The following is a 14,825-nucleotide window of genomic DNA, read 5'->3' on the forward strand; positions in this document are numbered from 1 at the left end:
GCATGGTGCGACGCTCTCTCGCCGGAATTGTCGGTGCTGGATGCCATGATCTCCACGCCCGAGATTCCCTTGGGCTGGGTGGGTACCCGGCTGGGCAGCGTCGTTCCCGACTACGCTGCCCAGCGCCCATGCTCAGCCGCAGAGGGAACCGGTCTCCCTCCGTCTGCGAAAGGGAATCATGGAAACCAGCGGCTTCCGCTTCCGTGCGGTGTCAGTAGTACCTCGGCACGCTGGGCCAGGTCCGTCGTGAGGCCGCTGGCCGACTCCGACGCGCGCGAGGTCGGGCGGTACCGGCTGCTGGCGGAACTGGGCCGGGGTGCCATGGGGCGGGTGCTGTTGGCGAGCGGCCCCGACGGGCGGTTGGTCGCGCTCAAACAGGTACTCACGCCCCTGACCCACGACGAAGGATTCCGTGCTCGGTTCCGCCTAGAGGTCACGGCTTCCCGGAAGGTCTCAGGCGCCTACACCGCCGCCGTGGTCGACGCCGACCCGGAAGCGACCACCCCGTGGCTGGCCTCGGTGTTCACCCCCGGCCCGACACTCCAGGACGCTGTCGACACCGCCGGGCTCCTGCCACCGGAAGCAGCACTGCGCCTGGCCGCCGGGCTGGCCACCGCGCTGACGGAGATCCACGGCGCCGGCCTGATACACCGGGATCTGAAGCCCTCCAACGTATTGCTGGCCGCCGACGGCCCCCGCGTGATCGACTTCGGCATCGTCCGCACGCTCGAACCCGCGGGCGGTGGTCTCACTCGCACCGGCTGGCTCATCGGCACGCCTGAGTACATGTCCCCCGAACAAGCCGACGGCCGTGAACTGACACCAGCCAGCGACGTGTTCTCCCTCGGCGCCGTGATCGCCGCGGCGTGCAGCGGCCGGAGCCCCTTCGCCGGTACTTCATCCCAGCAAGCGCTGGCCAACGTGATCAACGGCGAGGCCGACCTCAGCGCGATCCCGTCGCCAGTACTCCGGATCGTCCAGCCGTGTTTCGCCACCGATCCCGCGGAACGGCCGACGCCGGACGATCTGCTGAAGCTGATCGGCCATACAGCCCCAGCTCTGCAGCCCTGGCCCGTATCCGTGCTCAACCTGATCAAGGCACAACGCGCCGAGGTCACCCGGCTGCTGGACGGGGCACCGAAAAGGCACCTCGCCCCGACCCGGATCGGCTCACCGTTCGACCCCGATGACGTCGACCTCCCGATCGGGCAGGCACGGTCGTTCCAGGTGGTCACGCCCGGCTTCGAAAACCGCTACCTCCGGCACCGGAACAGCCTCGCCTGCACCGAGGTTGTCGAGCCGGACAGCGAAAGGCTCCTCAAGGAGGACGCCACCTTCATCATCCGGCGCGGCCTGGCAGACGACAGCGGCTACTCCTTCGAGTCCCGCAACTATCCCGGGGCATACCTGCGCCACGCCCACTTTCGCCTTCGCCTCGACTTTCGCGACGGCACCGCCCTGTTCGACGCCGACGCCACATTCCGCGCCCAACCCGGCAGGCATGAAACCGGGAACGTGTCGCTGGCGGCGTGCAACATCCCGGACCACCTCATCCGCCACTACTACGCCGAAGTATGGATCGCGAGCTCCGGCCCTCCCGACACGATTCACACGCCGGAGAACTACGACGCGGACGTCACCTGGCACCTCGCTCCCGCCTGGGCGCCCTGACCGCTCTGCCACGTAAACCCGGATGACCTTGTATCGGCCGACAAGTAATCTCCGGTGGACAAATGGAGCAGGAGGATTGATCGTGTCCAGCCACTTCGAGCCGATCGGAATCGGCGTCACCAGCGAGGACGAGTTCGGGCAACTCGTGGTCTCCCTGATCAGCGAGGGCACCGCCCGGCAGATCACTCCGAAGGTCAGCGAGCATGTCTGGACTGATCCTTCCGGCGCACGGCTGGTCGCGCAGGTCCGCAAGGGCAAGATCGAGTTTCTCCTGCCGTGTCTAGCCGGCACGGCGCCCGCGATACCGGTAGGCGACGTTCGCCTCGTCGACGACGAGACCGCGAGGCTCGACCTCCTCGACAGCGTCGAGCGGGAGCTGGTCTGTCCCATCGCGGTGGAGCTGGAAGACCGAGCTGTCCTCGCCCACTCCGGTGGGCACCTCGAGACCGGATCCCTGGAGCTGGCCGCTCTGGCCGAAGACGTCACCGTGCACGCCGACGCCGACACTTACTATGCCTCCCAGGACGACGACGGCCCGAAATTCGCCGCCGACCACTTCATCCCCTCCGGACTTTTCCAGCCCGCGGACCCCACGCCCGGCTGGACCCCTTCCGCCCGCGCGCTGTTCGCAGGCGAAGTCATCAAGGTCGAGAACCCCGTGAACACCGTTACCGGCATGGCATTCCATCGGATCCGCGTCCGCACCATCGCCGCGATCGAACTCGACGTCGCCATCGCGACCGCCGACCTCGACAAGTCACCCGAGCTCGGCAACATCGTGACCGGGACCTTCTTCCTGACCGGAAGGTTGGGACTGGAGCCGGCCGACCCCGCGGAAAACCCGTCGAAGCGGCGGCGCTGGTTCCGGTGACGGCCCTGTTGGCGGTGCTTCCAGAAGGTGAGCCTGAGGGGTCATTCGGGGGGCGTTGGGAGGAGCGGTTGTGGCTGAACGTTCCTGGCCCCTTCTACACCGGCATTGCCGACAACTGCTGGACCGGCCGGCTGCACGCACCGCGTCATGTGCTTTACGGCGGCGAGTACTTCGGCGAGTACGTCTATCGCCAGCCTGCGACCCCGGCCGAGGTCCTGAACCTGCTGGCGGCGGCACAGCAAGATCCGTATCGCGGTTATGCCTGCGACGGTGACAGCCGATGGACAGTCGAGTCCGTGCGGGAGTGGTGGCGAGACCGTGGCCGGGTTGTCGAGTATCTGGATTCTCTTCTGCCCGAGTGGGCGACCAGTGAGAGATCTGACGAGCGGGAAGCTGCCCAGGGGTTGAGGGACTTCGCCGGTTACATCGCGGCGGGGCTTGACGAAGATCTCCGGAAGTACCTTTTCCTGCTTGAAGAAGGCTGCTACCCGAAGGGCTCCGGACTGCTACCTGATCTTCGGTGACTGATGGACCGGTGCTGGTCTTGGCCGTCCACAAGGGACACTTTCTGGCGACTGAAGGTTCGGTTCGCATCTGTGCGTTTGCCGAAAGGGGTCGGTTCCGGGCCCTTGCTCCGCTTGAAGTACGTGAAAGACCCCTTCATTGCGCCGAGCGCAGTGAAGGGGTCCTTCACGTACACCGCAGCCAGAATCCGGCAGGTGCCGAAGACACCCTCCACAAAGCCGTGCGAAAGTTGCGAAACAGCCCCGACCTTACAGAGAAAGAACGCTAAGTCCACAAAGGACCAAGAAGGCTACACCGGAAGGACGTCCGCGATCGCCTGAATGACCTTCGCCGCGTGCTGGTCGAGGTAGAAGTGCCCGCCGGAGTGCACGGTGAGCGAAAACCCGCCCGTGGTGTGCTTTTCCCAGTCGCGGGCCTCGTCCACGGTGACCTTCGGGTCACGGTCGCCGACGTGCGCGTGCACTGGCGTCGCCAGCGGCGGTCCCGGTTCCCAGCGATACGTTTCGGCGGCGGTGTAGTCGCTGCGCAGGGCAGGAAGGACCATTCGCAGCAGCTCTTCGTCGTCGAAGATCTGCGAATCGGTGCCGTTGAGCTCCTTCACCGCGCGGATCAGCGCGTCGTCGCCCTGCAGGTGGACGCGCTCGTCCCGGGCCCGGCTCGGGGCCACCCGGCCGGACGGGAACAACGCCACCGGAACGGTGCCCGCGGCCTCCAGACGACGGGCCACCTCGAAACCCACGCTGGCCCCCATCGAGTGTCCGAAAAGGACGAACGGGCGGTCGAGCCAGGGGCCGAGTGCGGCGACGACCGCGTCGGCGAGGACGGGAACGCTGGTGAGGCCCTTTTCCTGACGGCGGTCCTGCCGTCCGGGGTACTGGATCGCGAGCACTTCCGCTTTGCCCGCCAGCGCTTTCGACACCGGCATGAAGTAGCTCGCCGAGCCGCCCGCGTGCGGGAGGCAAATGACGCGCGCGGGTGCGGAGTCCCACGGGTGGAACCGGCGGACCCACAAGCCGGTGTCGTTTTCCTTGACAGACATAGGTGGCCCACTCCACGGCAGACGGGCAGCGCGCCGCGCTGCCACGATTATCGGTTACTTCCCCAGTTTCCCCAGTGGCTCGGCATCGAGCTCCTTTCGCACCGTACCACAGGAATCCTTTGTTCCAGCCGGATCTCGTCCAAGGCTCTGAATGAGTTCGAACAAACAGACGAAGAATGCACCTTGACGAAAAGGCTTCGCGCGATTCTGTGATTCCTGCGGCCGGCTCGCGAATTCACGTCACCGGAGCCAGCGGACAGCGGGGTCGGCCTGGTAGGTGCAGGTCGAGCCGGTGGTGACGGTTTCACGCAGGTGCGTGGCCAGCGCGGGATGGCGGTCGTCGAGTTTGCGGAGTGTGTCGCGGATACGGGCGGTGACGGTCTTGCGGGCGCGTTCGGCTTCGTCACCCAGCCGCCGGGATCGGCCGGAGAGTCCGGCGGCCGCGCGCAATTGGCTCAGCAACGCGTCGCGTTCCCTGTCGGCTTCGGCCGCGCGGAGGACATCCCCCAGTTCGGTCGCCTGGTCGATGAGCGCGTCGAGTTCGGCCAGGCGGGCTTTGTACCTCGACTTGGCTGTCTCGTCGAGGATCTCGTCCGCGCCGAGCAGCAGCCCCGGCACCGCGCCACCGGAAAGCAGAACCGTGGCAGGCACAGCAGTCCCGGGTGCGCCGAGCAGGGTGTGCAGGTCTCGTAACCCCTTGGTGGCGGGCATATGAATGGTGCGACCCGCGTAACCCAGCTGCCAGACCTCGCCGGTGTGGCGGAACTCCGCGTCCGGCCGGTGGCCTGCCGCGCGGATCCGCCGGGGGCGCTCGGCGAGGCCGCGCATCCCGATCCGGTCCGCTTCTTCTTCGACCTCGTCCAGCAGGGTCAGACCGGCGTCGAGATCGCCTTCCGCCCTCCTCGCCATCAGGGCGTTCGCCAACCCTGCCCTGGCTTCGAGGGACCAGGGCACCGCGGAGAGCAGGTCCGCCTGTCGGCGAGCCACCCCGAACCCGGCGATCGCGGCGTCCCAGTCGCCACCCGCGGCGTCCAGCGCGGCCAGCCACAGTGCCACGGGCCCGCTGACATCGCCGCCGTGCAACGAAACCAGCCACAGCTCGTGGAACGGCCGGAGCCCGGCTCGCGCCCTTGCGCACAGCTCGGGGTCCCTCGTCGCGGCCGCGACCTGCGCCAGGAATCGCAGCCACAACGGCATCACCATGCGCGGGAACGGCTCGGGTCCCGCGGGCACTTCGTCGAGGAAACGCAGCGCGGAGTCGTGGTCCCCGGCCTCGACCGCCGTGATGGCTTCGATCAGCTGAGGGAACGGGTAGTCCCGCCTGCCGAGGGATCCGTGCAGCCGCGCGAGCTCGCCGAACCGGCCCTGCTGCAGCAACAGTGCCCAGCGCAGGTGGTGAACCATGAACGCGGTGTGCCGGCCGCTCACCTCGTCGAGCAGTTCCTCGGCCTCGGCGAAGTGGCCGGCGAGGGCGGCGGCGATGCTGCGGTCGGCCAGTGCCACCGCGCCTGCCTCCGGCCCGCCGACGCTCGCGGCCAGTGCCACGAACCTGTCGAGATAGTCCGCGTAGCGAGGGTCTCCGAGCTCCAGCAGCGCCACCCAGCGCAGGTCGGTCGCGTACTGCTCCATTTCGGCGTCGGCGGTCCGGCGGGCGGTCACCGTCAGCTCTTCGGCCAGCCGTTCCCGTTCGAGCGCCGTGCCCGGCCCCCACAGGAGGTCGTGCTGCGCCGAAAGCCCGAACCCGAGTGCCTCGTCGTCACCCTCCCGCCGGGCCAGACCGGTGATCCGTTCGGCGATCCCGTTCGCCAGCACCGCGGCCGCCGGCTGCCCGGGAAGATCACCGAACAACCTGCCGTGCGCCTCCGCGAGCAGTGCCTCGTCCGCGCCGGGGCCGCGGTACAACGTGAGCGCGGCCCTGGCCATCAGCTCGGGATCGTCCAGCTTCCTGGCCAGCGTGGCGGCCTCCTGGAACACCGGCCACGCCGGGCCCTGCTCGCCTGCCAGCTGGAGTTCGTGCGCGAGGTCCAGCGTGATCTTCACCCGCACGCGCTGATCGTCGACCAGTTCGAGTGCCCGCCGGTAGTGCCGCACCCGTTCCTCCGACGCGAGCTTGCGGCCGGGATCACGGGCGGCGGAGAGCAGGTACCGCAGTGCGCGCGCCCGGTCCAGCCGCGCTCCCGCGTGGTAGACGTGGTGCGCCAGTTCGCCGGAAAACCTGCCGCCCGCCCAGCCGGGCACCCGCGTGTAGGCCTCGACCGCCGCCAGGTGCAGCCTGCCGATCTCGTCTTCACCGAGCTGTTCGCACAGCGTCTCCCGGACGACCCCGTGCACGAAGGAGAACTGGCCCTCCTGGCCGCTCACCAGCAGCCGTGCCCCGACCGCCGTGTCCAGCAGCCTCCCGATCCGAAGCGCTGGGTCACCGGTCATCGCTGGCAGCAGGTCGGCCTGGAACTCCAGGCCGAGCACCGCCGCCACGGACAGCGTCCGGACCACTGGCGGCGGCAGGCTCGCCAGGCGGGCGCGCACGGTCTCCGTGATCCCCGGGGCGACCGCCGTGGCGGACCCGGTGCTCTGCCGGAACCGGATCGCCTGCTCGACGAAGGCCGGATTGCCGCCAGTCCGCCGGTGCAGGGCGGCGACCTGGCAGTCTTCCGGCGGCTCGCCGGTGAGCCGGGTCATCAGCTCGCCCACGTCCGCCCTGCTCAGGCCGCTCAGCGGGACGAGCGTGGCCCTGGCGGACAACGGTGCCAGCGCGGAGCCCGGCTCGGGGTCGCGGCAGGCGGCCAGCAGGACCACCCTGTCGAAGGCCACGTGCCGGGCGACGAACTCCAGGACACGCAGAGCGTCGGGGCCGGCGTGCTCAAGATCGTCCAGCACGAGCAGCAGCGGCCTGTCCTGGGCGAACGCGGCGATCCGGCTCACCAGCACACCGGGATCGTCTCCGACAGCGGCCGGGGGGCCTGGCAGTGCCTGAAGTACGCGCTCCCACGGCCAGTGTCCGGCGGCCGGGCCCGGCCGCCAGCAGGAGACGGCGGCCACCAGGGCACCGGACTCCGCCGCTTCGGCGACCGCAGCCGCGAGCAGCGCTGTCTTGCCGATCCCCGCCTCGCCGGTGACCAGGACCAGGGCGCCACGGTCGCTCGCGATCGCGGCGCGCAGCAGCCCGGCGGGCCCGGCACGCCCGATCAGGTTCGAGCTCATGACTTCAGGTGGGCTCTTGGGCGACGATCGCCGCCTGCACGCGCGACCGGAGCCCCAGCTTGCCGAGCACCTTCGAAACGTGCGTCTTCACCGTGGTCTCGGCGATGAACAGGCGGCCGGCGATCTGCGCGTTGGACAGGCCCTCGCCGAGGCAGTCGAACACCTCACGCTCACGCTCGGTGAGCTCGTCCAGGTTCACGGCGGGCGCCGGGACCGGCGGCGCGATGGACGCGAAGGTCGAGATCAGCTTGCGGGCGATCGTCGGCGACAGCACGCCCTCGCCGGTGGCCACCACCCGCACGGCATCCACCAGCTTGGGTGCGTCGACCGACTTCAGCAGGTACCCGCCGGCACCGGCGCGCAGCGCGTTGTAGACGTCCTCGTCGAGGTCGAAGGTGGTGAGGACGAGGACCTGGGCCAGCCCGTCCTCGACGATGCGCCGGGTAGCTGTGATGCCGTCGATCCCCGGCATGCGCAGGTCCATCAGCACCACGTCAGGGTTCAGCGCCTTGGCCTGGGCGATCGCCGCGGCGCCGTCCGCCGCTTCGCCGACCACCTCGATGCCGTCGGCGTCGTTGAGGATCATCGCGAGCCCGGCCCGGATGGCGCCGTAGTCGTCTGCGACGAGCACACGAATGGTCACCGGTGCACCTTTTCTGCGAACAACGCCTGTGAATCGGGAAAATTTACCAGCCGGCGACCCACTGTCACCAGCCCATGGCCGATGAATCCGCTCGACCGTGGACTCGCTTCGCCGGACACGGCCCGGGACGTGGCCTAGTCCAGGCCGCCCACCGGCAGCACGGCCCTGACCAGCCAGCCGCGCGGCACGGGGCCGGCACTGAACGAGCCGCCGATCGCGATCGCGCGCTCGCGCATGCTCAACAGCCCGACGCCGCTGCCGCGGTGGGCCGCCCCGGCCAGTTCGTTGCTCACCTCCAGAGTGAGCGTGCCCTCGCTGTGCTGGATGGCCACCGAGGCCCGCGCCCCCGGCGCGTGCTTGATGGCGTTGGTCAGCGCCTCCTGCGCGATGCGGTACGCGGCCAGATCCACCGCGGCGGGCAGGGGCACGGCGGAGTGGCTCAGCGTGTTGTGGACGTCCACCCGCATACCCGCCGCCCTGGCCGATTCGACCAGTTTCGACAGTTCCTTGAGCCGGGGCGGTGAGGTGCTCTCGTCGACGCCGCTGCCGTCCGCGCGCAGCAGCGTGATGATGGAGCGCATCTCCGTCAGCGCGCTGACGCTGTTCTCCCGGACCAGGGTGAGTACTTTGCGGGCACTGTCCGGGTCCTTGATGGACAGTGCGGCCTCGGACTGGATGGCGATGGCGGACAGGTGCCCGGCCACCACGTCGTGCAGATCCCTGGCCATCCGCGCCCGCTCGGCCACCACGTCCGCCTTGCGGTCCAGATCGGCGATCCTGGCCAGCTGCGCCGAAACCGCCCGTTCGGACTCGGCCATGACCCGGTGCTGACGGATGTTCGCCGCCCACCACACCGGAATCACGATGAACGGCGCGCAGGCGACCACCACGAAGATGGCCAGCCGCCAGTTCGGGACCAGTGTCAGCGCCACGACCGTGCCCACCAAGGTGCCCAGTACCGCGAGGGTGGTCACCACCCTCCCGACCCGCGGCGAGCTGTAGAGCACCGCGCAGTAAAGGTGATCGCCCAGCGCGATCAGGATCGGCGCGGACATGCCCATCGCGACGTCCCCGCTCAACGGGATCAGGGCCAGGCCCAGGCCGATCACCGGAGCGCGGCGGCGGAGCAGCTGGAATCCGCACATCAGCGCCAGCACCGCGATGCGCAGCCAGATCGGGGCGGAACCCTGGTCGAGCACCGGGTAGATACCGGTGCAGTACAACACCGTGCCACCACAGAAGTACCCCAGGACGATCAGTCGATCCTGGTGTTTTCTGGGGAGACGGTGGAAAGCCGCCATGACGACCGAAGACACAAGACCATGAGAGCACACGCTCATACGCCACACATCCTCCTAAGTGATGAGCGGTGGCACCGGCCCGGGATTTGGGTCACGGGCCCAGATCCACGGGCGAGATCCGGTCGAAGACGTCGCCGGGGCCGGGGTTGCCGGGCGGGGTCCGGCCGCCGAGGTGGTTCAGCACTCCCCACACCGCGTTGAGCGCCGTGGTGACCGCGCCCTCGGCGAATCCCGCCGTCCAGGAGATGTCGTCGCCGCACAGGAACAACCCGCGGTGCTCCGGCGCGAGATCCCGTTGCCGGAAGTGGGTGAACAGCCGTCGTTGATACCGGTAATGGCCGGGCAGGTTGGATTTGAACGCGCCCATGAACCGCGGTTCGGTCTCCCAGGTGATCGCCAGCGGCGGGCCGACGATGTGCGAGCGGATGTCCACTCCGGGGTAGATCGCCGCGAGTTTGCCCAGCAACAGGTCCAACCGCTCTTCGGCGGACAGCGTCGCGAACTTCAGCGAGTCGTCGTTCCAGGTGTAGGACAGGCACATCACCCCGGGCTCGTCCGGCCCCCGGTCGAACAGGTAGACCCCGCGGGGCATCCGGTCGGTCAGCGTCATGCCCATGGTCTCCCGGCCGGTCGCCGGGTCGAGGTCACGCCAGAACGGCCGGTCGGTCAGCACGAACAGTTTGGACGCGCCCATGTAGTGCGTGCGCTCCACGGCGACCCAGTGCTCGTCGGGCAGCAGGCCGGGATCGGTGTCGATCCGGTTGAGCAGCGTCCACACGTGCGGGCTGAAGACCACCGCCGGGTACTTCCGTACGGCACCCGTCGCGTCTTCGACCCGGAAGCCGTCGCCGTCGCGGGCGAGGCGGGTCACCGCGGGATAGGGGGTGCCGCCGTCGTGCAGCCCCGCCAGCGAGGTGCCTTCCGGCCAGTGCGCGAGCCGCTCGGCGGGATGCGCCCACAGTCCGCGCGGCACCTGCTGGGCGCCGTCGAGAATGCTCACCTGGTCCTCGTCGGCCTTGGTGTAGACCACCCGGAGGATCTCGATGACGGAGTTGGGGAAGTCCGTGTCCCAGCCGCCGGTCCCGAAACCGACCTGGCCGAACAGCTCCCGGTGCCGGAACGACTGGAAAGCCGGGGTGCTGGCCAGGAATCCGTAGAACGACAGGTCGTCGAACTCCCGCACCAACCGGTCCCACAGCGCCTTGATCACCGGCACGTCGCGCCGGGCGATCGCGTCCTGCATGGTCGCCAGCGCGGCACGTTCCTGCAGTGCCTTCGCCCAGGCGTCACTGACCTCCTGGTACTCGGCGGGCAGGTCGTCGGCGGTGCCCGCCCACTGGCGCCCGCCGTGCAGGTTGATCAAGGTGGCGGGGGTCGTCGGTGCGAGCGGGTTCGGGAACGGCGCGGTGCACAGCCCGAGCTTGTCGATGTAGTGGAACAGCGACGCGGCCGAAACCGGGAACCGCATCGCGCCCATTTCCGCGAAATACCCGGGGTGGCCGGGAAAGGGCACCGAACGCATCCGGCCGCCGAGTTGCTCGGCCTCGTAGACGTGCGGACGCAGGCCGAGGCGCATCAGTTCGTACGCGGCGGTGATGCCGGACATGCCACCGCCGATCACCGCGACCGGGGTGCCGTGGCGATGCGACGGCAGCGAACCCAGCCCGGCGGGGTGGCGCAGCCATTCGTCGTAGCCGAACGGGAAGTCCGGGACCAGCATGGTCGGCACGTCAGGGGTGGCCAGAGACATCGGTCGGCAACCTCTCGACGGAGTTCACTGGGAATTCGCGGGACGGTTCGTTCCTGCCCCTTCGGCCCGCGAACGCCGACAGTATTTCCGGGCCTTCCGGGCGAACAACCCCTGCCACCCCCGCACCGGACGATCAGGGGTGGATAGGGGCCCGCCCCGCGTCACGCCTCCCCTAAGTACGTGAAGGCCCCCTTCCTTGCGCTAGGCGCAGTGAAGGGGGCCTTCACGTACTTATAGAACCCGAATCGCCACTCACGACCACCTGAACCGACGCCTCACGCACGGCGCCGGGCCCGCCCCCGCGTCATTCGCGGCGGTTGTACAACCGCATGCTGATCGTGCCGAAAACCAGGGTGATGGCGGCGGAAAAGGCCACTGTGGACAGAATCCAGCCGCCGGGGAACTGACCGGCCATCAGGCCGCGCACGGCGGAGACCACGTGGGTGATCGGGTTCGCGTTCACCACGGCCCGTACCGCGCCCGGCATGGTCGCCGGGTCCACGTAAACGTTGCTCAGGAACGTGCCGGGCATGACCACCACCATGCTCACGCTCATCACCGACTTCTCCGAGCGCAGCAGGAGCCCGAACATGGTCCAGATCCAGGAAAACGCGAAGGAGAACAGCAGCAGCAGGGCGATCGCGGCGAGCACCCCGAGCACGCCCGCCGGGCGGAACCCCATCACCAGGCCCAGCAGCAGGATGGTCACCGAAGCCGCCGAATACCGCACGGCGTCGCCGAGGAGGGCGCCGACCAGCGCCGCGGGCCGCCACACCGGCAGGGTCCTGATCCGGTCGAACACCCCGTCCTTGATGTCGCCGTTCACCCCGGTGCCGGTGTACATGGTGATCATCACGACGCTGGTGACCAGCACCCCCGGCAGCAGGAACTGCAGGTAGTCCGCGGTGGACCCGGCCAGCGCGCCGCCGAACAGGTAGGTGAACATCAGCGTCATCAGCACCGGGAACGCGGTCACGTCGAAGATCTGCTCGGGGATGTGCTTGAGCTTGAGCATCGACCGCCAGCCGAAGGTGAGCGAAGCCGACCAGGCGCTGGGCCGGGACGGTGCGTCGCCTTCGTCGAGCACGGATACCAGCGTGGACTCGGTCATACGCCCGTCTCCTGTCCCGCGGTGCGCTCGGTGAGCGCGAGGAAGACCTGGTCGAGGCTGGGCCTGCCCAGGGTGAAACTGTCCACCCGGACCCCGGCGCCGTCGAGTTCGGCGAGGACAGCGGAGGCCTGTTTCTCCGCTCCCGCGACACCCACCAGCGCGCTGAGGACCAGCGGATCGGGGTCGTGCTCGACGCGGGCGGACAGCACCCGCGCGAGCACCCTCTCCGCGGTGTCGCGATCGGCGGGATCGCACAGTCGCAGGTGGACGGTGCCGGCCCCGGCGGAGGCCTTGAGCTCCCCCGGCGTGCCTTCGGCCACCACGCGCCCGTGGTCGATCACAGCGATGCGCGAGGCCAGCCTGTCGGCCTCCTCCAGGTACTGCGTGGTCAGCAGCACCGTCGTGCCCTGTCCGACGATCGTGCGGACGATGTCCCAGACCTGGACCCGGCTGCGCGGGTCGAGCCCGGTGGTGGGCTCGTCGAGCACCAAGAGGTCGGGGGTGCGGATGATGCTGGCCGCGATGTCGAGCCGTCGGCGCATCCCGCCGGAATAGGTCTTGACCTGCCTGCCCGCGGCTTCGTCGAGCCCGAAGGCCGCCAGCAGACGCCCGGCGCGCCGCCGTGCCGCCGCTTTGCCGTGGCCGAGCAACCTGGCCAGCATCACCAGGTTCTCCTCCCCGGTGAGCACGTCGTCCACCGACGCGTACTGGCCGGTGAGGCTGATCCTGGCGCGTACGGCGTCCGGTTCGGCGCTCACGTCGTGCCCGAAGACACGGGCCGTGCCGCCGCCCGGACGCGACAGGGTGGCCAGCACCTTCACCGCGGTCGTCTTGCCGGCGCCGTTGGGCCCGAGCACCCCGTAGACGATGCCGGGTGGCACCGTCAGGTCCAGCCCGTCCAGCGCCCGGTGGGCGCCGAAGGTCTTCGTCAGCCCGATGGTTTCGATCGCCGGGCAGTCCCGGCCTCCGCCTGGGGTTCTGTTCTTCTCCGCGGTACTCGCCGTCATACCCTGAAGGCGCGAGATCGGGCGGTCCCGGCCGCCAGATCCGATCTAGCGGCGAAACTCCTCCGAAGTGATGAGCCTGTCGGTACTCTCGAAGGATTTGCCCGAGGCCGTGCCGTTCTATGGTTCCTACAAGGAATTCACCGTCGCCGGCCGAGCGCCGACGGCAGCACCGAGGAGCACACGATGATCGAATTGATCGGAATCCTGTTCGTCGTCCAGGGAATCGGCGGCCTGATCAACAACCTGCAGACCGACAGCGGCAAGAGCTGGTTCTTGGTCAACCACATCGAGGCGCTGAACGGGTTCGAGATCCCGATCAGCATCGTGCTGATCGTGGTCGGCGGCATCATGGCCGGTGGTAAGTACCTGCTCAAGGAGAAGGACAAGTACCTGCGCCGCAACAAGGACCGGTAGCCCGCACGGACAGCGCGCTCGAATACCCGGGGAGGGGTAAGAAGTGGACTCGCCGTCGACAACGGGCAGTGGCTGGCCGTACCCGGTCGATCCGGATTCGGCACCGCCGCGCAAATCCGGTCCGATCAGCCTGCACCGCAACGACAATCAGCCCGCGTACGTGGGCATACCGACGTTCATGAGCCTGCCGGTCTGTCTGACGCCGGAGGATCTGGTGGCCGGGCAGGTGGACGTGGCGGTGCTCGGCGCCCCGGTGGACACCTCCACCGGACACCGCGGTGCCGCGTTCGGCCCGCGAGCGCTGCGGGCGGACGAGCGGTACCTGTTCAACAACACCGCCGAGCTGGTCAACTCCAGTACGCGGGTGAAACCGTTCACCGAGCTGACGGTGGTGGACTACGGGGATGCCGCGGTGGACCTGTGGAGCATCGAGAACACCGAACGCACGGTGGGCCAGGTCGTCGGCGAGGTGGTCGCGGCGGGCGCGGTGCCGGTGATCATGGGCGGTGACCACTCGGTCATGGTGCCCAGTGTCCGCGCGCTGGCCGAAAAGTACGGCAACGGAAACCTGGCCGTAGTGCACTTCGACGCGCATCCCGACTGCCACGAAGAGATCTACGGGCACACGAAGACCCACGCCACCACCATCTGGCGGCTGGTCCACGAGCTGGGCATCCCCGGGCGGAACATCGTGCAAGCCGGTATCCGCACACCGGGGTCACCGGACAACCAGCTGTTCAACTGGATGCGCAAACAGGGCATCCACACCCACTTCATGGCCGAGATCGAGCGGATCGGCCTGTCGGCCGTGGTGGACAAGGTGATCGACGAGGCCACCGAACACGCCGACGTCGTCTACGTCTCGCTCGACATCGACGTGGTGGACCCGGCGTACGCCCCGGGCACCGGAACCCCGGAGCCCGGCGGCCTGACCAGCCGCGAAATCCTCACCACCTTCCGCAGGCTGTGCCACGAGATGCCGGTGGCCGGGCTGGACGTGGTGGAGGTGGCCCCGCATCTCGACCCGGGCTACCTCACCGCGACGCTCGCCCGCCGGGTGATCCTGGAGTCGATCAGCGGGCTGGCCATGCGCAAGACGGGCATCAGCTCCCGCAACTATCTGCACCCGGTCGCCTCGGGTGAGATCCCCTTCGCCCGCAAGGGCTGACGAGCGGGTCCCCGGGGACGCGCAGGCCGTGTCGGACGTCCGGCACGGCCTGCGCGACGCCCGCGTCCGGTGGGTTCCCGGATACCCCCCAGCCCGGTTACCCCACCGGACGCGGGTCTGTACT

General features: G+C 68.9%; 12 protein-coding genes. 5 read left to right on the forward strand and 7 right to left on the reverse strand.

Annotated features, from left to right (window positions below):
• The first annotated feature begins 246 nt into the window (after positions 1-246).
• From ACZ6YV_RS01055 to ACZ6YV_RS01065, 3 genes are all read left to right on the forward strand, one after another.
• The gene (locus ACZ6YV_RS01055; RefSeq protein WP_465507722.1) at positions 247-1,671 is read left to right on the forward strand and encodes an AbfB domain-containing protein; all 1,425 of its coding nucleotides are present in this window, start codon (positions 247-249) and stop codon (positions 1,669-1,671) included.
• An 82-nt stretch (positions 1,672-1,753) separates the two neighbouring features.
• Positions 1,754-2,542 carry a hypothetical protein gene (locus ACZ6YV_RS01060; RefSeq protein WP_465507723.1) on the forward strand — a complete coding sequence of 263 codons (789 nt, stop codon included), beginning with the start codon at positions 1,754-1,756 and terminating at the stop codon, positions 2,540-2,542.
• A complete protein-coding gene (locus ACZ6YV_RS01065) occupies positions 2,539-3,066 on the forward strand; it encodes a hypothetical protein (RefSeq protein ID WP_465507724.1) in 528 nt (175 codons plus the stop codon). Before ACZ6YV_RS01060 ends, ACZ6YV_RS01065 begins: the two co-directional genes overlap by 4 nt.
• A gap of 290 nt (positions 3,067-3,356) precedes the next feature.
• Here the strand turns inward: ACZ6YV_RS01065 and ACZ6YV_RS01070 are convergent, their stop codons facing one another.
• The 7 genes from ACZ6YV_RS01070 to ACZ6YV_RS01100 all read right to left on the reverse strand — a co-directional run bounded on the left by ACZ6YV_RS01070 (position 3,357) and on the right by ACZ6YV_RS01100 (position 13,119).
• Positions 3,357-4,106 (reverse strand): thioesterase II family protein, encoded by a 750-nt coding sequence (locus ACZ6YV_RS01070; RefSeq protein WP_465507725.1) that lies wholly within the window; start codon positions 4,104-4,106, stop codon positions 3,357-3,359.
• A 240-nt stretch (positions 4,107-4,346) separates the two neighbouring features.
• Positions 4,347-7,307, reverse strand: coding sequence for an ATP-binding protein (locus tag ACZ6YV_RS01075; protein ID WP_465507726.1), 2,961 nt, complete (start codon positions 7,305-7,307; stop codon positions 4,347-4,349).
• 4 nt (positions 7,308-7,311) lie between these two features.
• The gene (locus ACZ6YV_RS01080; RefSeq protein ID WP_378245962.1) at positions 7,312-7,950 is read right to left on the reverse strand and encodes a response regulator; all 639 of its coding nucleotides are present in this window, start codon (positions 7,948-7,950) and stop codon (positions 7,312-7,314) included.
• Positions 7,951-8,084: 134 nt separating this feature from the next.
• The gene (locus tag ACZ6YV_RS01085) at positions 8,085-9,251 is read right to left on the reverse strand and encodes a sensor histidine kinase (protein ID WP_465508498.1); all 1,167 of its coding nucleotides are present in this window, start codon (positions 9,249-9,251) and stop codon (positions 8,085-8,087) included.
• Positions 9,252-9,342: 91 nt separating this feature from the next.
• Positions 9,343-11,001 (reverse strand): flavin monoamine oxidase family protein, encoded by a 1,659-nt coding sequence (locus ACZ6YV_RS01090; protein WP_465507727.1) that lies wholly within the window; start codon positions 10,999-11,001, stop codon positions 9,343-9,345.
• Positions 11,002-11,305: 304 nt separating this feature from the next.
• Positions 11,306-12,112 carry an ABC transporter permease gene (locus ACZ6YV_RS01095; RefSeq protein ID WP_378245958.1) on the reverse strand — a complete coding sequence of 269 codons (807 nt, stop codon included), beginning with the start codon at positions 12,110-12,112 and terminating at the stop codon, positions 11,306-11,308.
• Positions 12,109-13,119, reverse strand: a complete 1,011-nt coding sequence (locus ACZ6YV_RS01100) for an ATP-binding cassette domain-containing protein (protein ID WP_465507728.1) — start codon at positions 13,117-13,119, stop codon at positions 12,109-12,111. The genes ACZ6YV_RS01095 and ACZ6YV_RS01100 overlap by 4 nt, the downstream gene beginning before the upstream one ends.
• Before the next feature lie 183 nt (positions 13,120-13,302).
• Between ACZ6YV_RS01100 and ACZ6YV_RS01105 the strand changes: the two genes are divergently transcribed.
• Together ACZ6YV_RS01105 and ACZ6YV_RS01110 are read left to right on the forward strand one after the other, a co-directional pair.
• The gene (locus ACZ6YV_RS01105; RefSeq protein WP_378245954.1) at positions 13,303-13,533 is read left to right on the forward strand and encodes a hypothetical protein; all 231 of its coding nucleotides are present in this window, start codon (positions 13,303-13,305) and stop codon (positions 13,531-13,533) included.
• A gap of 43 nt (positions 13,534-13,576) precedes the next feature.
• Complete coding sequence (locus tag ACZ6YV_RS01110) at positions 13,577-14,701, forward strand: agmatinase family protein (protein WP_465507729.1); 1,125 nt, start codon at positions 13,577-13,579, stop codon at positions 14,699-14,701.
• The last annotated feature ends 124 nt before the right edge of the window (positions 14,702-14,825 follow it).

Source organism: Amycolatopsis sp. NPDC102522, assembly GCF_055584485.1.